At 71.1% G+C, this 18,895-nt stretch carries 19 protein-coding genes and 1 pseudogene; 14 read left to right on the forward strand and 6 right to left on the reverse strand.

The window, feature by feature from the left end:
- Positions 1-208 precede the first annotated feature (208 nt).
- Positions 209-985, reverse strand: a complete 777-nt coding sequence (ddaH, locus tag ACZ4N5_RS32570; protein ID WP_467760622.1) for a dimethylargininase — start codon at positions 983-985, stop codon at positions 209-211.
- Between the two features lie 128 nt (positions 986-1,113).
- Positions 1,114-2,748 (reverse strand): ABC-F family ATP-binding cassette domain-containing protein, encoded by a 1,635-nt coding sequence (locus ACZ4N5_RS32575; RefSeq protein ID WP_467760623.1) that lies wholly within the window; start codon positions 2,746-2,748, stop codon positions 1,114-1,116.
- Positions 2,749-3,048: 300 nt separating this feature from the next.
- Between ACZ4N5_RS32575 and ACZ4N5_RS32580 the strand changes: the two genes are divergently transcribed.
- The gene (locus tag ACZ4N5_RS32580) at positions 3,049-3,729 is read left to right on the forward strand and encodes a GOLPH3/VPS74 family protein (protein WP_467760624.1); all 681 of its coding nucleotides are present in this window, start codon (positions 3,049-3,051) and stop codon (positions 3,727-3,729) included.
- Between the two features lie 291 nt (positions 3,730-4,020).
- Positions 4,021-4,857 (forward strand): isocitrate lyase/PEP mutase family protein, encoded by an 837-nt coding sequence (locus ACZ4N5_RS32585; protein WP_467760625.1) that lies wholly within the window; start codon positions 4,021-4,023, stop codon positions 4,855-4,857.
- 25 nt (positions 4,858-4,882) lie between these two features.
- Here ACZ4N5_RS32585 and ssgD read toward each other — a convergent pair whose 3' ends face one another.
- Positions 4,883-5,299, reverse strand: a complete 417-nt coding sequence (gene ssgD, locus ACZ4N5_RS32590) for a spore wall synthesis regulator SsgD (protein WP_467760626.1) — start codon at positions 5,297-5,299, stop codon at positions 4,883-4,885.
- 270 nt (positions 5,300-5,569) lie between these two features.
- On the opposite strand from ssgD, the gene ACZ4N5_RS32595 reads away from it, so the two are divergent.
- Together ACZ4N5_RS32595 and ACZ4N5_RS32600 are read left to right on the forward strand one after the other, a co-directional pair.
- The gene (locus ACZ4N5_RS32595) at positions 5,570-6,661 is read left to right on the forward strand and encodes a WD40/YVTN/BNR-like repeat-containing protein (RefSeq protein ID WP_467760627.1); all 1,092 of its coding nucleotides are present in this window, start codon (positions 5,570-5,572) and stop codon (positions 6,659-6,661) included.
- A gap of 118 nt (positions 6,662-6,779) precedes the next feature.
- Positions 6,780-7,106: a plasmid stabilization protein gene (locus tag ACZ4N5_RS32600; RefSeq protein ID WP_467760628.1), complete on the forward strand. Its 327-nt coding sequence runs from the start codon at positions 6,780-6,782 to the stop codon at positions 7,104-7,106.
- Between the two features lie 9 nt (positions 7,107-7,115).
- Here ACZ4N5_RS32600 and ACZ4N5_RS32605 read toward each other — a convergent pair whose 3' ends face one another.
- A complete protein-coding gene (locus tag ACZ4N5_RS32605) occupies positions 7,116-7,412 on the reverse strand; it encodes a YciI family protein (RefSeq protein WP_467760629.1) in 297 nt (98 codons plus the stop codon).
- Positions 7,413-7,562: 150 nt separating this feature from the next.
- Between ACZ4N5_RS32605 and ACZ4N5_RS32610 the strand changes: the two genes are divergently transcribed.
- The 4 genes from ACZ4N5_RS32610 (at position 7,563) to mmpA (ending at position 9,784) form a co-directional block, all read left to right on the forward strand.
- Positions 7,563-8,192 carry a DUF3887 domain-containing protein gene (locus ACZ4N5_RS32610; RefSeq protein ID WP_467760630.1) on the forward strand — a complete coding sequence of 210 codons (630 nt, stop codon included), beginning with the start codon at positions 7,563-7,565 and terminating at the stop codon, positions 8,190-8,192.
- The gene (locus ACZ4N5_RS32615) at positions 8,189-8,650 is read left to right on the forward strand and encodes a PH domain-containing protein (RefSeq protein ID WP_467760631.1); all 462 of its coding nucleotides are present in this window, start codon (positions 8,189-8,191) and stop codon (positions 8,648-8,650) included. Before ACZ4N5_RS32610 ends, ACZ4N5_RS32615 begins: the two co-directional genes overlap by 4 nt.
- 141 nt (positions 8,651-8,791) lie before the next feature.
- On the forward strand, positions 8,792-9,481 hold the full coding sequence (locus ACZ4N5_RS32620) for an endonuclease V (RefSeq protein WP_467760632.1): 690 nt from the start codon (positions 8,792-8,794) through the stop codon (positions 9,479-9,481).
- Between the two features lie 156 nt (positions 9,482-9,637).
- Positions 9,638-9,784, forward strand: coding sequence for a morphogenic membrane protein MmpA (gene mmpA, locus ACZ4N5_RS32625; RefSeq protein ID WP_401337045.1), 147 nt, complete (start codon positions 9,638-9,640; stop codon positions 9,782-9,784).
- An 87-nt stretch (positions 9,785-9,871) separates the two neighbouring features.
- On the opposite strand, the gene ACZ4N5_RS32630 is transcribed toward mmpA, so the two are convergent.
- The gene (locus ACZ4N5_RS32630; protein ID WP_467760633.1) at positions 9,872-11,044 is read right to left on the reverse strand and encodes a saccharopine dehydrogenase family protein; all 1,173 of its coding nucleotides are present in this window, start codon (positions 11,042-11,044) and stop codon (positions 9,872-9,874) included.
- 140 nt (positions 11,045-11,184) lie between these two features.
- On the opposite strand from ACZ4N5_RS32630, the gene ACZ4N5_RS32635 reads away from it, so the two are divergent.
- The 3 genes from ACZ4N5_RS32635 to ACZ4N5_RS32645 all read left to right on the forward strand — a co-directional run bounded on the left by ACZ4N5_RS32635 (position 11,185) and on the right by ACZ4N5_RS32645 (position 14,169).
- Positions 11,185-11,565 carry an MmcQ/YjbR family DNA-binding protein gene (locus ACZ4N5_RS32635; RefSeq protein WP_467760634.1) on the forward strand — a complete coding sequence of 127 codons (381 nt, stop codon included), beginning with the start codon at positions 11,185-11,187 and terminating at the stop codon, positions 11,563-11,565.
- A gap of 204 nt (positions 11,566-11,769) precedes the next feature.
- The gene (locus tag ACZ4N5_RS32640) at positions 11,770-12,906 is read left to right on the forward strand and encodes a CaiB/BaiF CoA transferase family protein (protein WP_467760635.1); all 1,137 of its coding nucleotides are present in this window, start codon (positions 11,770-11,772) and stop codon (positions 12,904-12,906) included.
- Positions 12,907-13,026: 120 nt separating this feature from the next.
- On the forward strand, positions 13,027-14,169 hold the full coding sequence (locus tag ACZ4N5_RS32645; protein WP_467760636.1) for an acyl-CoA dehydrogenase family protein: 1,143 nt from the start codon (positions 13,027-13,029) through the stop codon (positions 14,167-14,169).
- Positions 14,170-14,175: 6 nt separating this feature from the next.
- Here the strand turns inward: ACZ4N5_RS32645 and ACZ4N5_RS32650 are convergent.
- Positions 14,176-14,442 (reverse strand): annotated as a pseudogene (locus tag ACZ4N5_RS32650) (IS200/IS605 family accessory protein TnpB-related protein); the annotation flags it as partial.
- Between the two features lie 87 nt (positions 14,443-14,529).
- On the opposite strand from ACZ4N5_RS32650, the gene ACZ4N5_RS32655 reads away from it, so the two are divergent.
- The 3 genes from ACZ4N5_RS32655 to ACZ4N5_RS32665 all read left to right on the forward strand — a co-directional run bounded on the left by ACZ4N5_RS32655 (position 14,530) and on the right by ACZ4N5_RS32665 (position 18,882).
- Positions 14,530-15,744: an acetyl-CoA C-acetyltransferase gene (locus ACZ4N5_RS32655; RefSeq protein WP_261708371.1), complete on the forward strand. Its 1,215-nt coding sequence runs from the start codon at positions 14,530-14,532 to the stop codon at positions 15,742-15,744.
- Positions 15,745-15,782: 38 nt separating this feature from the next.
- Complete coding sequence (locus ACZ4N5_RS32660; RefSeq protein WP_467760637.1) at positions 15,783-18,011, forward strand: 3-hydroxyacyl-CoA dehydrogenase NAD-binding domain-containing protein; 2,229 nt, start codon at positions 15,783-15,785, stop codon at positions 18,009-18,011.
- 97 nt (positions 18,012-18,108) lie between these two features.
- Positions 18,109-18,882 (forward strand): SDR family oxidoreductase, encoded by a 774-nt coding sequence (locus ACZ4N5_RS32665; protein WP_467760638.1) that lies wholly within the window; start codon positions 18,109-18,111, stop codon positions 18,880-18,882.
- The last annotated feature ends 13 nt before the right edge of the window (positions 18,883-18,895 follow it).

The raw sequence follows: 18,895 nt of genomic DNA on the forward strand, positions 1-18,895 counted from the left end.
AGGGAGGGACGGGACAACGAGCGGAAAAGCTAACCTACGGCATCGTAGGCTACGTCTCCGTAGGTTACGTCTCCGTAGGTTAAGAGCCCTGTAAAGGCCGTTGATCAGCGGTATTACAGGCGAGGGCGCGCACTTCCCGGCCCACGCGGGACGAAGCCCTGGACGTCGAGGTCCCAGAGCCGGACGGACGGATGGATCGCTCACTCGTTCAGACGTACAGCTCCCGAAGTCTTACTGAGAGACACGTCACACAGCCTTCGAGCTTCTCGAACTCGCTGATGTCCACCAGGACCGGTTCGTGGCCGAGGTCCGCGAGCAGTTCCGCGGTCTTCGGGGCGCCCGCGGACATCAGCAGCTTGCCGCCGCCCAGGAGCACCACGTGCGCCCCGGACTCCTCCGGAACCGACAGGAAGCGCGGGAAGAGCGAGGGGGTGTCCACGAGCGGCTCGTGCCCGATCATCGTCCCGTCGGGCAGCGCGGTGACCGCCGACTTCAGATGCAGCACCTTGCTGACGGGGACGGCGACGACCCGCGCCCCGAGCGGTTCGAAGACCGCTCGCAGCTGCTGGACCCCGGCCGCGTTCGTGCGGCCGCCACGGCCCACATAGATCGTGTCGCCCACCTTCAGGATGTCGCCGCCGTCGAGGGTGCCCGGCTCCCAGATCCAGTTCACCGAGCAGCCGAGCCGTGCCACGGCCTCCTCGACCCCCGGAGTCTCGGCGCGCCGGGACTCGGCACCCGGGCGGGCGATCAGGGCGACGTTGCGGAAGACGACGACGGCGTCCTCGACGAACACCGAGTCCGGGCAGTCCTCCGCCGGGTCGACCTCGACGGTCTCCCAGCCGTGCGTGCGCAGCGCCTCGGTGTACGCCTCCCACTGCTCGACCGCGAGGTCGACGTCCACCGTCGTCCGCTCCATGTGCGTCACCAGCCCCTCGGCGAGGCGGGGGCTGGGCCGGCGTACGAGCGCTTTCTGACTGGGCACGGGCGGGTCTCCGAATCGGCAGGGGGTGTCGGCGCAACATCATGCAGCGCGGTTCGCGCGCGCAAAAGCCCCCGGCCTGACGTCGGGCGCCGCCCACCCCTGACGCTAGGCCGCCCCCGCTCCCCGCACTAGGAGGAATACCCGACAGTTTCCGGCGCGATTTCTTTCAGTTCTCCTCCTTCCAGCAGCAGCCGTCGCGTGATGCCGATCGACTCCAGGAACGGCATGTCGTGGCTGGCGACGATCAGAGCCCCTTCGTACGACTCCAGGGCCGTGGTGAGCTGGCGCACGCTCGCCATGTCGAGGTTGTTCGTCGGCTCGTCGAGCATCAGGAGCTGCGGCGCGGGGTCGGCCAGCATCAGAGCCGCGAGCGCCGCGCGGAAGCGTTCACCGCCGGAGAGCGTCGCCGCCCGCTGGTCGGCCTTCGCGCCCTTGAACAGGAAGCGGGCCAGCCGCGCCCGGATCCGGTTGTTGGTGGCGCCGGGCGCGTACCGGGACACGTTCTCGGCGACGGTCCGCTCGTCGTCGAGGACGTCGAGCCGCTGAGGCAGGAAGCGCAGGGGCACATGGGCGTGCACCTCACCGGACACGGCGTCCAGCTCCCCGGCGATCGTGCGCAGGAGCGTCGTCTTGCCCGCTCCGTTGCGCCCGATGAGCGCGATGCGTTCGGGTCCACGCAGATCGAACACGTTGTCCACCCGCGCGCCGTATCTCAGCTCCAGCCGGTCGAGGGTGAGGACGGTGCGCCCCGGCGGTACGGCCGTGTACGGCAGGTCGATCCGGATCTCGTCGTCGTCCCGTACGGCCTCCACCGCCTCGTCGAGACGCTCCTTCGCCTCGCTGAGCTTCTCCTCGTGCATGATGCGGTGCTTGCCCGCGGACTCCTGGGCCGCCCGCTTGCGCGCACCCATGACGATCTTCGGCTCGCGTTTCTGCTCGAACATCTTCTGGCCGTACCGCTTGCGGCGGGCCAACTTGACCTGTGCGTCGACCAGTTCGCGTTTCTGCTTCTTCAGATCGGACTCGGCGACGCGCACCATGCGTTCCGCCGCCTCCTGTTCGCCGGCGAGCGCCTCCTCGTACGCGGAGAAGTTCCCGCCGTACCAGGTGACCTCGCCGGACCGCAGATCGGCGATCTGGTCAACCAGGTCCAGCAGTTCGCGGTCGTGGCTGACCACGACCGCGACTCCGGACCAGGCCTCCACAGCCGCGTACAGCCGCCGGCGCGCGTACAGGTCGAGGTTGTTTGTGGGTTCGTCGAGGAGCAGGACGTCGGGCCGGCGCAACAGGAGCGCGGCCAGGCGCAGCAGCACCGACTCGCCTCCCGACACTTCGCCGATCGTGCGGTCCAACTCGATGTGCCCGAGACCGAGTTCGCCGAGGGTCGCGCGGGCCCGCTCCTCGACGTCCCAGTCGTCGCCGACGACTTCGAAGTGCTCCTCGGCCACGTCGCCCGCCTCGATCGCGTGCAGGGCGGCGCGGACGGCGGAGATACCGAGTGCCTCGTCGACCCGCAGGGTGGTGTCGAGGGTGACGCTCTGCGGCAGATGGCCGACCTCGCCCGCGACCCGGACGGTGCCGTCGGCCGGGGCGAGTTCTCCGGCGATCAGCTTCAACAAGGTTGATTTACCTGATCCGTTGACGCCGACGAGCCCGGTGATGCCGGGTCCGATGGCGACCTGGAGGTCGTCGAAGACCTCGGTGCCGTCCGGCCAGGCGAAGGACAGGGAGGTGCACGTGATGGAGGTGGGGAACGCTGACATGAGAGCCTCGCGGTTGCTGGATGCGGTCGGGGGTACGCGTACGGGACACCGCGAGGCGACGACGATCCAGTTCGGAGGAGAGCGAGAAGAAGGCTCCGCACCCAAGGACGGCTCGAACGCCGAGGTCGCACGCTGCGCACACGCGGGCCGGACAGATCCGGCTGTGTGTGACGCGGTGTCTCAGACCTCAGACGAGCAACGTCCTTCTCCATTCGACGGCAACAGAACCGCTGAACACCGTACGGACGGCCCACTGGGCTGTCAAAGGATTAACGCGCCCCGACGAACCAAGGAGACCTCGTGCCGAACGGCCCGCTCTCGTTGCCCGCCCGGCTCTACCTCCTGGCCTGGGACACCTCGAAACGGAAGATCACCGGGTCCACCCACCTCCATCATCTGGTGCGGGCCGGCGCCCTCACCGAGCTCGCCCAGCGCGGGCTGCTGGTCGACGACGACGGCATCGTCACCCCCGTGGACGCCGACTCCCGGACGGGAGACCTCGTCCTCGACGGGCTCCTGGAACTCGTGTCGGAGTCCCGGCCCCGCAGGTGGAAGCCTTGGGTCACCTCGTGGGCCAGGGTCACCCTGGACGCCGTACGCGCCCAGCTCGCCGCCGAGGGATATCTGCGGGCGGAGAAGAAGCGGGTCCTCGGGATCTTCCCCTCCGTGGAGTACGAGCTGGACCGGGTGCCTGCCGTGGAGGCCCTGCGCGCGGAGGCGCGCCAGGTGCTGGAGGGACCCGTGCCCGTCGCCGACGTCTGTGACCGAGACGCGGCCCTCGTGGCCCTCGCCACCGCGGCCGAGCTCCGCACCCTCGCGTCGCCCAAGGAGCGCAAGCTCCACAAGGCCCGTATCGACGAACTCACCGAACGCAGCGGCGCGGCGGCCCCTGCCCTGAGGAAGGTCATCCAGGAGGTCCGTACGGCGGTGATCGTGGCGGCCACGACGGCGACGAGCACGGCCGCGACGACCGCGAGCTGAACGGACACGGGCAAAGGCGCCCCCCGGGGAACACGAGTTTCCGCGGGGGCCCGTGTGTGGCCACGGCGGTTCCAGGACGCCGGCGTGCCCCTTGGAACGCGGGCCGCCGGACGGCAGAGCGCTTCCAGGTCTGCGGGCCGCCGGACGGCATGGGACCCCGCCTGCGCCGGTTCGCGGACGGCGGCGTGCCTCATGCCTCCTGAGACACGGGTTGCAGGACGGTGGCGCGCCCGACGTACATGTCGGATTCCTGCCAGCTCCCGTCGCGCTGCCCGTGTTTGGGTCGGTTCCATGACCGAAACCGAGCAGCTCCGCGAAACCGCCCGCTCCTTCCGCGCCCTGCATGTCCCCGGCCGCCCCCTCGTCCTGCCGAACGCCTGGGACGCGGCGAGCGCCAGGATCGTCGAGGAGGCCGGCGCGGCGGCCGTGGCGACGACCAGTGCGGGGCTCGCCTGGGCGCTGGGCACGGCGGATGGGGACCGGCTGGACACGGAGGGCGCGCTCGCGGCCGTCGCGCGGATCGTCGCCGCGGTCGGGGTGCCGGTCAGCGCGGACATCGAGAGCGGGTACGCGCCCGACGCTCAGGGCGTGGGGGACACCGTCCGCGCGGTGCTCGCGGCGGGCGCCGTGGGCGTGAACATCGAGGATGCCCTCCACGCGGAGGGGGCCGGGCCGCTGCGCCCGGTGGGCGAGCAGGCGGAGCGCATCGCGGCGGCCCGCGCGGCCGCCGACGCGGCGGGCGTGCCGCTGTTCGTCAATGCCCGCATCGACACGTTTCTGCGCGGCGCGGGCGGGGTGGAGGAGACCGTGGAGAGGGCTGCCGCGTTCCTGGCCGCGGGAGCCGACGGCGTCTTCGTCCCCGGTGTCGTCGATCCGGTGACCGTGAAGGCGCTCGTCGAGGGCATCGAGGGCCCCCTGAACATCCTGGTGGGGCCGGGAGCGCCGTCCGTCGACGCGCTGGCCGCCCTCGGAGTGGCCCGGATCAGCGCGGGTTCGAGCATCGCGGCGGCCGCGTACGCCCTGGTCCGGCGCGCCGCGCGGGAGCTGCTGGGCACGGGAACCCACGAGACGCTGACCGGCGGTCTCGACTATGCCGGGCTCAACACCCTGATGGGCCAGGTCGGCTGACGGTGCTGAAGGTACCTGCGCCGCTTCAGCAGGTGCCCCGCATGAGCTCCGCCAGATCGTGGTCCAGGTCCACCTGGAGGTGCTCCAGGCCGACCGGTACCAACTCGGTGGTCTGCTCCAGGAAGTTCCGCACCTCGCCGGAACGGATGTGCACCACGGCGGTGCCCTCGGGGGCGTGGAACTCCAGCACGGTGCGGTCGTATCCGTACGGCCGCACCCGTACGTCTCCGTAGCCCACCGAGTCGTCGAGACCCGACACGAGCAGCTCGCGGGCGAAGGTCCAGCAGACCTCCACGCCTTCGAGCGTGGCGGGGGCGGGGAAGGTCATGCGGACGGCGAACGGGTCGGTCCGGTCGTAGTGGAGCGTGGCCGGAATGCTCGGCATCCGCGGCGCGGCGGCGACGAGGCGGGCCTCTACGGGCTGCTCGATGACGGTGGACAACGCCTTGCTCCCTTGTGACGGCTGAACGAACTCCGGGCGGATGAAGCCGGTCAATTGAAGAGACGGAAGAATGACCCGGCGCGTGCACCTCTGAGCCGAGTGACCTCTGTCACCGAAGTCATGCACCGGGGAGATCCACTTTCCCCGGCCATGGTGATCTCTTTCCGTTCCGCACTCCCCCGACACCGAAGAGGACACCCGAGCGGGCTCCGGGGTTCCCGCGGGAGGCCATATAGACGCCATCGGGCGAGTGGACTAGCTTCGCCCGCCATGAGGGGCTTGGGGAAGACGAGACGTTCGAGCCGGACGGTAGGCGTGGGACTGGGGGCGGCCGCACTCGCCGCGGCGCTCGCGGTGGCGGTGCCGGCACAGGCGCACGAGGCGGCACGGACCCCGCACTGGGCGCTCAAGAACAGCGGTACGGACGTACGGTTCCGCGGACTGTCGGCCGTCAGCAGGGACACCGCGTGGGTGGCCGGCTCGAAGGGCACCGTGCTGCGCACCACCGACGGCGGCGCGCTCTGGCGGAACGTGTCGCCGCCCGGGGCGGCGGACCTGGAGTTCCGCGACATCGAGGCGTTCGACGCCCGGCGCGCGGTGGTCCTGGCCATCGGCGAGGGCGAGGCGTCGCGCGTCTACCGGACCGAGGACGGCGGCACCACCTGGACCGAGTCCTTCAACAACACCGACCCCAAGGCCTTCTACGACTGCCTCACCTTCCTCGACCGGCGCCACGGCCTGGCGATGAGCGACCCGGTGGACGGCAGGTTCCGCATCCTCGCGACGAGCGACGGCGGCCGCTCCTGGAAGGTGCTGCCCGGCGACCGGATGCCCGCCGCGCAGGACGGCGAGGCGGGCTTCGCCGCGAGCGGTCAGTGCCTGGTCGGATCGGGGCCCCGCGATGTGTGGCTGGCCACCGGAGGGGGCGCCCGCGCGCGCGTGCTGCACTCCGCGGACCGCGGCCTGACCTGGACCGCCGCCGACACGCCGGTACCCGCCGGCGATCCGGCGCGCGGTGTCTTCGCCCTCGCCTTCCGCGACCGCGTCCACGGACTCGCGGTCGGCGGCGACTACCGCGCCGACCAGGCCTCACCGCAGGCCGCCGCGATCACCCTCGACGGAGGCCGCACCTGGACCACGGCGGCTCAGTCCCCGCCCGCCTACCGCTCCGGCGTCACCTGGCTTCCGCACAGCCGCGCCGCCGCCCTCGCGGTCGGCCCCACCGGCACCGACCTGACGGCCGACGGCGGCCGCACCTGGCGCACCCTCGACACCGGCTCGTACGACACCGTGGACTGCACCCCGGACCTGGGCTGCTGGGCCTCGGGCGAGAAGGGAAGGGTCGCCCGGCTGGAGCGCTGAGCCGTGCGCTGTCCGTCCGGGGCACGCCCTTGGCCGCGCCCGGACAGCGCCCTAATTCTGTCCGCATCCCGTCCGGATACGGGGTACTCGTACCGCGTAGGAAGGGAAGTGATCAGCCATGCCACGCGGTGCGAGCCCCAAGCGGGAACGTCAGTACGAACACATCAGGCAGAGCGCGCGCGACCGGGGCGAGAGCGAGAAGCGCGCCGAGGAGATCGCGGCACGCACGGTGAACAAGGAGCGTGCGCGCGCCGGCGAGTCGCGGACCGCCAGCCGTACGTCCGTCGAGGACATGTCGTCCGGTGAACGGGGTGGCCGGCGCTCGCACCAGGGCGCCCAGGGGCCCACGTACGACCAGCTGTACGAGGAGGCCAAGCGGCGCAACATCGAGGGCCGCTCGGGGATGAACAAGGAGCAGCTCCGGCGGGCGCTCGACCGGGGCTGAGCGCGGCGCTCAGCCGAGGGGTTCGCGGTACCGCTCCAGGCCGGGGGCCGTTTTTGTCGCGACGAACTCGGTGACGCGGTACGCGCACACGCCCGCCGTGACGAACGGGTCGCCCGCGGCGATCTCCTCGATCCGCGCCCGGTCGTCCGCGACGGCCAGGATCACGCCTCCGTCGCGAGGGCTCTTGCGCCCCGATGCGATGAAGAATCCGGCCGCGTACTGCTTGTCGAGCCAGGCGACATGGGCCTCGAGGACGGCGTCGACGGCTTCGAGCGGCGCGGTGTAGGTCAGCTCCAGTACGAACATGATCGCGAGCCTATCCCTGGCCCGCCGACCGGATTCCGTGCCCCTCGGCGAGTGGCCGACATCCCCGTCCGAAGCGCGGCCCAAGCCCCCGCGGCTGAAGGCGTAAAGGAATCCTTGACGCGCTCGACCGCGTAAAGGCATCCTTTACATGTGACCGATTCCTCGCTGTCCCTCACGGCCGTATGCGCCCGGCTCGCCGAGCAGGCATCGGCCCTGGCCGCCTCCATGGGCAGCCCGTTGACCCCACCTGCCTACCTCGACCTGGTCGGACGCGCCCGGGGCATCGATGCCCTGGGGGAACAGGTGCTCAAGTTGTGCGTCCAGCAGTCCCGCGACGCCGGTCACACCTGGCAGGAGATCGGGGACCTGCTCGGAGTGACCCGCCAGGCCGCCTTCCAGCGGTTCGGCAAGCCCATCGACCCCCGAACCGGAGAACCCATGGACAAGACAGTGCGCATGACCGACGCCGCGGAACGCGCCCTCACGATCGTCACGGCCGTCCTCGAAGACCGCATGGACGACGCCCGGCCGTCGTTCAACGCGCAGGTCCTCGAGGCTTTCACCGACAAGGTCCGGGCCGACGGCCTGGCCACGGTCGCCGGACTCGTCGGCGCGTTCGAGGGCTTCGCGGAGGGCGAGCCGTTCGTCCGGCGGGTCGGCGACCACACCGTCGTCGACATCCCGCTGTGCTACGAGGCCGGTGACATGAAGGCCCGCGTCGCGTTCGACGCCGAGGAGAAGGTCGCCGGAATCTTCATCCTCGCGCCCGAGGTCCCATGACGTTTCCGTCCGCATCCGTCCGCGGCCAGGACGCGGATCTGCGGATCTGCGGATCCGTGGATCCGCTGACACGCAGACAGAAGCGGGCGATCGGCCGCGGTGAGCACCAGGAGATGCAGTTGAGCCACGAGAGCGCGACTCCCTATGACGACGGCGGGATCCGCTGCGACGAGCAGGCCCTCACCATCCGCCGCTACTTCCCCTGGGGGTCGAAGCGGATCCCCTACGCCTCGATCAGAGGCGTCACCGGACTCCCCCTGACCGGCGCGAACTCGATGCGGAAGTGGCGCATCTGGGGCTCGGGCGACTTGGTCCACTGGTGGAACCTCGATCCGCAGCGCCCCGGGAAGAACATGGCGCTCGTGATAGACGTCGGAGGCCGTGTGCGTCCCACGATCACTCCGGACGACCCGGACGCCGTGCGGCGCATCCTCGCCGAGCACGTCGACGGCAGGTGAGGGGGATGTCCGCCGGGCTGGTCCGGGCCTGACAGGAGTCGGTTCGCGTCTGTCCCGCAGACTCGGTTGCGGGCCCGCGGAGAGGCGAGCCGCGGACCCCGTCACGGGGGATGTCCGTCACTCATTAGGCTCGTTCCCATCATGACGATCGTGACGATCCCCGCGGGCTGGCCCGCCACCGAGGAACAAGCCCGGCTCGTACAGGACGAGTTGCGCGAACGCGTGGTGCTCGACGAACCGGGCCCGCCGCCCGGCACCGGCCGGGTGACGGGCGTCGACGTCGCCTACGACGACGAGCGCGACGTCGTGGTCGCGGCGGCCGTCGTCCTCGACGCGGCGACCCTCGACGTCGTGGCGGAGGCCACCGCCGTCGGCCGGGTCTCCTTCCCGTACGTCCCCGGACTGCTCGCCTTCCGCGAGATCCCGACCGTCCTGGCCGCGCTGGACGCCCTGCCCTGCCCGCCCGGCCTGGTCGTCTGCGACGGGTACGGACTCGCCCACCCGCGCCGTTTCGGTCTCGCGAGTCACCTCGGCGTCCTCACCGGGCTCCCCACCATCGGCGTCGCCAAGAACCCGTTCACCTTCTCCTACGAGGAGCCCGGCGCCCGGCGCGGCGGCGTCGCACCGCTGCTCGCCGGTACCGACGACGTGGGCCGCGCGCTGCGCACCCAGGACGGGATCAAGCCCGTGTTCGTGTCCGTCGGCCACCGCGTGGACCTCGACAACGCCTGCGCGCACACCCTCGCGCTCACCCCGAAGTACCGCCTGCCGGAATCCACCCGACGCGCGGACTCCCTGTGCAGGCGGGCCCTCCAGCAGGCAACTGCCTGACGTCTCAGGACTGTTGGCCGACCGACGCCCCTCGCCCCCCGGCCCGCCCGATGTCTCCCACGCGTCGGCCGGGACGGTCTGCGTGCGTGTTCTGAGTACGTGTTCTGAGTACTCGTACGGATGTATGAAGTCGCCATGATCGGCAAGCTGAACCGTATGACGACGCACCGTGCCCCGAAGCCCGCCGCCGACCCCGCTCGGCCCGCCGGACGCGCCGTGACGGCCGCACTGGTCCTCGCCGTTCCGGCCGGACTCGCCTGGATGGGCGGGATGATCTACACGGTCATGGCCTGGGCGTCGTGAGGGCCACCCAACCCTCACGCCCGCGTCGCACCCACCGGAGTACCCGGCCCTTCGGGACTCCTCCGGGTCCCCCCTGACTTCCCGGCCCTACCGAACCGCCGCCACCCGGAAGGTGATCCCCGCCGCGCCGAGCCGTTCCAGCAGCGCGTCGCCCATCGCCACCACCGGTGTGACCTGACCGGACGTCTTCGGCAGCTCGTCGAGGGCCAGGGCCAGCGCCGACTCGGCGAGCATCTTCGCGGTCTCGTCGTAGCCGGGGTCGCCGCCCGAGACCTCGGTGAACACGCGCCGGCCGCCGCCCTCGCCCACGAAGCGCACCGAGAACCAGCTCTTGGCACGGCGTGCGGCGCTCGGCCCCTCGCCCGGCTTGATCCGGTCGGACAGCCAGCGGCGCGCGGGCGGCAGCTGGGCTGCGGCGAAGACCGCGCTGACCCCGGCGACTCCGCCGAGGGCCATGGGCAACCGCTGGACGGCCGCGTAATGGCGGTAGCGGAAGTCCGGCCCGTACCGCGCCAGGGCCCGCGCCGAGCGCTGCACCACCTGGGCGTCGATCGTGGGCAGCGGCAGCGCCCACGCCCCCACCTCCGCGGCGAACCGCGGCGCCCCCAGCGGTGCGGTGACTCGCCGCCCCATCAGGCGCGGCTCGTGGTGCCTGCGCTCCCGTGCCGCGGCGAGCATGTGCCGGCCACGGGCGAACTGGTTGAGCGCGGAGGCGAAGGTGCCGCCCGAGAACATCGCCTGGGAGCGTACGAAACCGTCCACCCTCAGCGGCACGTCCTCAGGGAGCTGCCGCACGGTGAAGTAGGCGCCCAGGTCGTGCGGGATCGAGTCGAAGCCGCATGCGTGCACGAGCCGGGCGCCCGTCTCCCGCGCGCGTGCGTCGTGCCGGACGTACATCAGGTCCACGAACTCGGGCTCGCCGGTCAGGTCCAGGTAGTCGGTCCCGGCATCCGCGCAGGCGGCCACCAGGTCCTCCCCGTAGGTGATGTAGGGGCCCACCGTCGTGGCCACCACGCGCGCGTGGCGGGCGAGCTCACGTACCGAGTCCGGGTCCGTCACATCCGCCCGCAGCACACCCGGTGCGCCACCCAGCCGCTCCCGCAGTCGTTCCAGCTTCTCCGCGCTGCGTCCGGCGATCGCCCACCGCAGTCCTTCGGGCGCGTGAGCGGCCAGATACTCCGCGGTGAGCTCCCCGACGAACCCTGTGGCTCCGAAGAGCACGATGTCGTACGCGCGGTCCGACTCGTTCAGCCTGCTCATGACACCCTCCACGCTGTGGGCTGCGCTTGAACGTGCGGTCCGCGCCACGTCGTACGCGAAGCGCCGTTGTCGGTGGCTGAGGCTAGCGTGAGGTACGAACCGTCGGACGACGAGGTCGCACGAACAGGCCGGAGGCAGCCGTGGCCGTGTCGAAAAACGCGCTGAAAAAGTGGCAGAAGGTGCGCGAGTTCGCGCTCGGCCTGCCCGGCGCCACGGAGGAGTTCCCCTGGGGCGAGACCGTCGCGAAGGTCAACAAGAAGGTCTTCGTCTTCCTCGGCCTCGACGACGGCAGCTACCCCCTGGGCCTCACCGTGAAGCTCAAGGACGAGGCGGCGCACGCCCACGCGCTCACCTCACCCGGTGCGGAGCCCGCCGGATACGGCCTGGGCAAGGCCGGCTGGGTGCGCGTGCCCCTGGAGGAGCGAGGAGCCCCCGCGGCGGAGCTGCTGTGCGACTGGGTCGAGGAGAGCTATCGCGTGATAGCGCCCAAGAAGCTGATAGCGGATCTGGACGAGCGCTGATGGCGGAATCGGGTCGGCGCTGAGCGCGGAATCGGGCCGGCGTCGAGCGCGGATCTGGACCGGAGTTGGTCGCGGAAACGGGCCGGGGCTGATCGCGGCCCGGGAATTTAACTAAGCGCTTGCTCGCCAGGGGCTTGCCCGGAGTGGAACACGTTCTTAACATCGCTGATGTCACATCAGTGGTGTCACAGTGCTGGGGGCTTGATGACAGCGGCAGGAACGCCGGGGCACGGCCCCCTCACCGGGGTGCGCGTGGTCGAGCTGGCGGGCATCGGCCCCGGCCCGTTCGCCGCCATGCTGCTCGCCGACCTCGGAGCGGACGTCGTCCGGGTGGACCGGCCCGGCGGCGCCGGGATCGGGGTCGATCCGGCCTACGACATCACCAACCGCAACAAACGGTCCGTGATCATCGACCTCAAGGCCGAGGACGGCGCGGCGGGCGTGCTCGACCTGGCCGCACGGGCCGACATCCTGATCGAGGGCTACCGCCCCGGCGTCGCCGAGCGCCTCGGCGTCGGCCCCGAGGCCTGCCGCGAGCGCAACCCGAAGCTCGTCTACGGCCGGATGACCGGGTGGGGTCAGGAAGGCCCGCTCGCCCAGCGCGCCGGGCACGACATCGCGTACATCGCGCTCACCGGCACCCTCGGCATGATCGGCGAGCCGGACGAGCCGCCGGCGGTCCCCGCGAACCTCCTCGGCGACTACGCGGGAGGGTCCCTCTATCTCGTAGTCGGCGTCCTCGCCGCCCTGAACCACGCCCGCGCGACCGGCGCCGGGCAGGTCGTGGACGCGGCCATCGTCGACGGCACCGCGCACCTCTCCACGATGATCCACGGCATGATGGCTGCGGGCGGCTGGCAGGACCGGCGCCGCGCCAACCTCCTCGACGGCGGTTGCCCCTACTACGGGACCTACGAGACGGCCGACGGCCGGCACATGGCGGTCGGCCCCCTGGAGCAGCGGTTCTACGACGAGTTCGTCGAACTGCTCGGCATCCCCGAACTCGGCCCCGCGCGCAAGGACCCGGCCCGCTGGGAGGAGCTGCGCGAGAGCGTCGCCGCCCGCTTCAGGACTCGTACGAGAGACGAGTGGACCGCCGTCTTCGAGGGCTCCGACGCGTGCGTGGCGCCGGTCCTGTCGCTGCGCGAGGCGCCCGGGCACCCGCACCTCGCCGCCCGCGGCACCTTCGTGGACCACGGCGGCATCACCCAGCCGGCCCCCGCGCCGCGCTTCTCGGCCACCCCCACCTCGGTCCGCGGCGGCCCCGCCCGGCCGGGCGCCGACACCGCGGACGTGGCCCGCGACTGGGACGTACCCCGGCTGACGAAGGACGGCGGCTGATGGAGCTCACCCGACCGCCCGCCCTCGGTGAGGACCCGGCGCCCGTACGCGCCCTCGCGAGCCCCAGGACCGCCCTCGACGAGGGTTCCCCCGCATGACCTCCAGGAAGGCGTTTCCCGCATGAAGCGGCAGATCTTCACCGCCGAGCACGACGCGTTCCGCGAGACCGTGCGCACCTTCCTCGCCAAGGAGGTGCTGCCCCACTACGAGCAGTGGGAGAAGGGCGGCATCGTCTCGCGCGACGCCTGGCGGGCGGCCGGCAAGCAGGGCCTGCTCGGACTCGCCGTGCCCGAGGAGTACGGAGGCGGCGGCACCACCGACTTCCGCTACAGCGCCGTACTCGCCGAGGAGTTCACGCGCGCGGGAGCGGCGGGCCTCGCCCTCGGGCTGCACAACGACATCATCGGGCCGTATCTGACGGACCTCGCCACCGAGGAGCAGAAGCGGCGCTGGCTGCCCGGCTTCTGCGACGGCTCGGTCATCACGGCGATCGCGATGACCGAACCCGGCGCCGGATCCGACCTCCAGGGCATCAAGACCCACGCCGAGGACAAGGGCGACCACTTCCTGCTCAACGGCTCCAAGACCTTCATCTCCAACGGCATCCTCGCCGACCTGGTGATCGTCGTCGCGAAGACCACCCCCGAGGGCGGCGCGCACGGGCTGTCGCTGCTCGTCGTCGAGCGCGGCGCGGAGGGCTTCGAGCGCGGCCGCAACCTCGACAAGATCGGCCAGAAGTCGCAGGACACCGCCGAGTTGTTCTTCAACGACGTGCGTGTACCCAAGGAGAACCTGCTCGGCGAGCTGAACGGCGCGTTCGTCCACCTGATGACGAACCTCGCGCAGGAGCGCATGGGCATCGCCGTCGCCGGGATCGCCGCCGCCGAGCACCTGCTGGAGATCACCACGCAGTACGTGAAGGAGCGCGAGGCCTTCGGGCGGCCGCTCGCCAGACTTCAGCACATCCGCTTCGAGATAGCCGAGATGGCCACCGAGTGCGCCGTCACCCGCACCTTCCTCGACCGCTGCATCGTCGACCACTCGAACGGCGAACTCGACGCGGTGCACGCCTCCATGGCCAAGTGGTGGGCCACCGAACTGCAGAAGCGGGTGGCCGATCGCTGTCTCCAACTGCACGGCGGCTACGGCTACATGGCGGAATACCGGGTCGCACGGGCCTTCACCGACGGGCGCATCCAGACCATCTACGGCGGGACGACCGAGATCATGAAGGAGATCATCGGTCGTTCCCTGCTCGGCTAACCGTTCCTAGAGACTGAGCGGGAGTGAGTCCTGTTGCCAGAACCCATGCTCGGCCGAACGCCCCGGACGGTGGTGGGCGTTCTGGTTGCCCGCGTTCGCTCCGCGTCCGGGCGGCACGGATCGTGTCCGTGGTCCGGGAACGCGGGGGCGGGTTTCCTCACGCCCCAGGGTTTCCGGTCGGGCCTGGACGGTCCGATGCCCGTACCCATCGCGCTGGTGGGTACGGGGCGGTGCCGTCCGACGCCGGACCGGGTGCCCCAGGGCGCACCCCGCCGCCGCGACGCTGACCTATGTGTCCCGGAGCCCCCTTGACCGCAGTCAGCGCGCAGCATTTGCCGACCCTCCCCGAAAGGCTTACCAGTGAGCACCGAAGCGTACGTGTACGACGCGATCCGCACCCCGCGCGGTCGCGGCAAGCAGAACGGCGCCCTGCACGGAACCAAGCCCATCGACCTGGTCGTCGGGCTCATCCATGAGGTGCAGCGGCGCTTCCCGGGCCTCGACCCGGCCGCCATCGACGACATCGTGCTCGGCGTCGTCGGCCCGGTCGGCGACCAGGGCTCCGACATCGCGCGCATCTCGGCGATCGCCGCCGGACTGCCCGACACGGTGGCCGGCGTCCAGGAGAACCGCTTCTGTGCCTCGGGCCTGGAAGCCGTCAACCTGGCCGCGATGAAGATCCGTTCGGGCTGGGAGGACCTGGTCCTCGCGGGCGGCGTCGAGTCGATGTCGCGGGTGCCGATGGCCTCGGACGGCGGCGCGTGGTTCGCCGACCCGATGACCAACCTGGCCACCAACTTCGTGCCGCAGGGCATCGGTGCCGACCTCATCGCCACCATCGAGGGCTTCTCGCGCCGCGACGTCGACGAGTACGCGGCCCTCTCCCAGGAGCGTGCCGCCGCGGCCGTGAAGGACGGCCGCTTCGAGAAGTCCGTCGTGCCCGTCAAGGACCGCAGTGGTCTCACGATCCTCGACCACGACGAGTTCCTGCGTCCGGGCACCACCGCCGACTCGCTCGCCAGGCTGAAGCCGTCGTTCGCCGACATCGGCGAACTGGGCGGCTTCGACGCCGTGGCGCTGCAGAAATACCACTGGGTCGAGCAGATCGATCACGTCCACCACGCGGGCAACTCCTCCGGCATCGTCGACGGCGCCTCGCTCGTCGCCATCGGCTCCCGCGAGGTCGGCGAGCGCTACGGCCTCACCCCCCGCGCGCGGATCGTCTCCGCCGCCGTCTCCGGCTCCGAGCCCACCATCATGCTCACCGGCCCCGCGCCCGCGACGCGCAAGGCGCTCGCCAAGGCCGGTCTGACCATCGACGACATCGACCTCGTCGAGATCAACGAGGCCTTCGCGGCCGTCGTCCTGCGCTTCGTGAAGGACATGGGCCTGTCGCTGGACAAGGTCAACGTCAACGGCGGCGCCATCGCGCTCGGCCACCCCCTCGGCGCCACCGGCGCGATGATCCTCGGCACCCTCGTCGACGAGCTGGAGCGCCAGGACAAGCGGTACGGCCTCGCCACCCTGTGCGTGGGTGGCGGCATGGGCATCGCCACGATCGTCGAGCGCGTCTGACCTTCCCAACGGATCAAGGATCTACGGAGCATCCCCTGATGAGCACTGAGCCCACCACCATCCGCTGGGAACAGGACGAGACCGGCGTCGTCACCCTCGTCCTCGACGACCCCAACCAGTCCGCGAACACCATGAACCAGGCCTTCAAGGACTCGATCGCGGCCGTCGCCGAACGAGCCGAGGCCGAGAAGGACTCCATCCGCGGCATCATCTACACCTCCGCCAAGAAGACCTTCTTCGCGGGCGGCGACCTCAAGGACATGATCCAGGCAGGTCCCGAGGACGCCCAGCGGGTTCTCGAGGCCGGCATCGCCATCAAGTCCTCGCTGCGCCGCATCGAGACCCTCGGCAAGCCGGTCGTGGCCGCGATCAACGGCGCGGCCCTCGGCGGCGGCTACGAGATCGCCCTGGCCTCCCACCACCGGGTCGCCCTCGACGCGCCCGGTTCCAAGATCGGCCTGCCCGAGGTCACCCTCGGTCTGCTGCCGGGCGGCGGCGGCGTCACCCGTACCGTCCGCCTCATGGGCATCGCCGACGCCCTCCTCAAGGTGCTGCTCCAGGGCACCCAGTACTCCCCGCAGCGGGCCCTGGAGAACGGGCTCGTCCACGAAGTGGCCGCCACCCCCGAGGAGATGCTCGCCAAGGCGCGCGCCTTCATCGACGCCAACCCCGAGTCCCAGCAGCCCTGGGACAAGCCGGGCTACCGGATCCCGGGCGGTACGCCGGCCAACCCGAAGTTCGCGGCGAACCTGCCCGCCTTCCCGGCCAGTCTGCGTAAGCAGCTCGGCGGCGCGCCCTACCCGGCCCCGCGCAACATCCTCGCGGCCGCCGTCGAGGGCTCCCAGGTCGACTTCGAGACCGCGCTGGTCATCGAGGCGCGCTACTTCACCGAGCTGGTCACCGGCCAGACGTCGAAGAACATGATCCAGGCGTTCTTCTTCGACCTCCAGGCAGTCAACTCCGGCGCCAACCGTCCGCAGGGCATCGAGCCGCGCCCGGTCCGCAGGGTCGCCGTCCTCGGCGCCGGGATGATGGGCGCGGGCATCGCCTACTCGTGCGCCCGCGCGGGCATCGACGTGGTCCTCAAGGACGTCACGGCGGACGCGGCGGCCAAGGGCAAGGCGTACTCCGAGAAGCTCTGCGCCAAGGCCGTCTCCCGGGGACGTACGACCCAGGAGAAGGCGGACGCGCTGCTCGCCCGCATCACGCCCACCGCCGACCCGAACGACCTCGCGGGCTGCGACGCCGTCATCGAGGCCGTCTTCGAGGACACCGCGCTCAAGCACAAGGTGTTCCAGGAGATCCAGAACATCGTCGAGCCGGACGCGCTGCTCTGCTCCAACACCTCGACGCTGCCGATCACCGCGCTCGCCGAGGGCGTGGATCGGCAGGAGGACTTCATCGGGCTGCACTTCTTCTCGCCCGTCGACAAGATGCCGCTCGTCGAGATCATCAAGGGCGAGCGCACCGGCGACGAGGCGCTGGCCCGCGCCTTCGATCTCGTACGGCAGATCAAGAAGACCCCGATCGTCGTCAACGACTCGCGCGGCTTCTTCACCTCCCGGGTCATCGGGCACTTCATCAACGAGGGCGTCGCGATGGTCGGCGAGGGCATCGAGCCCGCCTCCGTCGAGCAGGCCGCCGCCCAGGCCGGCTACCCGGCCAAGGTGCTCTCGCTCATGGACGAGCTGACCCTCACCCTGCCGCGCAAGATCCGCAAGGAGTCCAAGCAGGCCGTCGAGGAGGCGGGCGGCACCTGGGAGACCCACCCGGCCGAGGCCGTCATCGACCGCATGGTGGACGAGTTCGGGCGCCCCGGACGCAGCGGCGGCGCGGGCTTCTACGAGTACGCCGAGGACGGCAAGCGCGGCCTGCTGTGGCCGGGGCTGCGCGAGCATTTCGGGGGTTCCGGGGGTCGCCCCCCGGGCAAGCACAGCACGAAGGCGGGGTACGAGATCCCGTTCGAGGACATGAAGGAGCGCATGCTCTTCTCCGAGGCGCTGGACACCGTCCGGCTCCTGGAGGAAGGCGTCCTGACCTCGGTCGCCGACGCCAACATCGGTTCCATCCTCGGGATCGGCTTCCCGGGCTGGACCGGCGGTGTCCTGCAGTACATCAACGGCTACGAAGGCGCGACCGGTACCGGACCGGCCGCGTTCGTGGCCCGCGCGCGGGAGCTCGCCGAGCGCTACGGGGACCGTTTCCTCCCGCCGGCGCTGCTCGTCGAGAAGGCGGAGAACGGCGAGCGGTTCACCGACGCGTCCTGACCCGGGCGCACAACGCACCCGGCACACCTCACCCTCGGGTGCACACCACATCCGGGCCCCGGGCCCCGGGCCACGGGGTGACGTGTCGCTGAGTGGTATGAGGGACTTGCTCCACGGGGGACGGGCAACGGACGCCGACCGGCGAACCGGTACCCGTCCACTCCGAGGAGCCCCCAGGGGTCGCCGTCCCGCCCTCGCCCTGCTGGACATCCTGCGCGGCGAGGGCGTGGACCCCGTCTTCGGCAACCCCTGCACCACCGAACTGCCCTTCCTGGCCGCCCTCGCGGAGGCCGAGGACGCACCGGAGTACGTCCTCGGCGTCCACGAGGGCGCCGTCGTCTCCATGGCCGACGGATACGCCCGCGCGACCCGGCGGCCCGCCTTCGTCAGCCTGCACATCGCCGCCGGGCTGGCGAACGGGCTCATCGGTCTGCTCAACGCCCGCCGCTCCCGCGCCCCGTTGGTGGTGATGGCGGCCAGCAGGACCGCCGCCATCTCCAGCAGGACCCGATGCTGTCGGGCGACCTCATCGGGCTGGCCCGTCCCGCCGTCAAGGCGGCCATCGACGTCCAGCACGCCCGTGACCTGCCGCTCGCCCTGCGCCGCGCCTTCGCCCTCGCGATACGGCCGCCCGTCGGGCCGAGAGCGCCGACCATGTAACGCGATAGCGCCGAGCATGGTGCGCGCCGCCACCGCCGAACGGACCGTCGGCGCGGACGGCGGATTCGAGCACGTCCGCGCCCAGCAGGCCGTCCCTCGCATCCAGCGGCCGTGCGACCTCGTCTCCACCCTCCTGTACGTGGTCGATGAGGGCAGTGGCTTCCTGACCGGCCAGACCCTCAACGTGGCGGGCGGATCAGCCTACTTGTGAGCGCCGGCACCGT

The organism is Streptomyces sp. NPDC026500 (assembly GCF_055567635.1).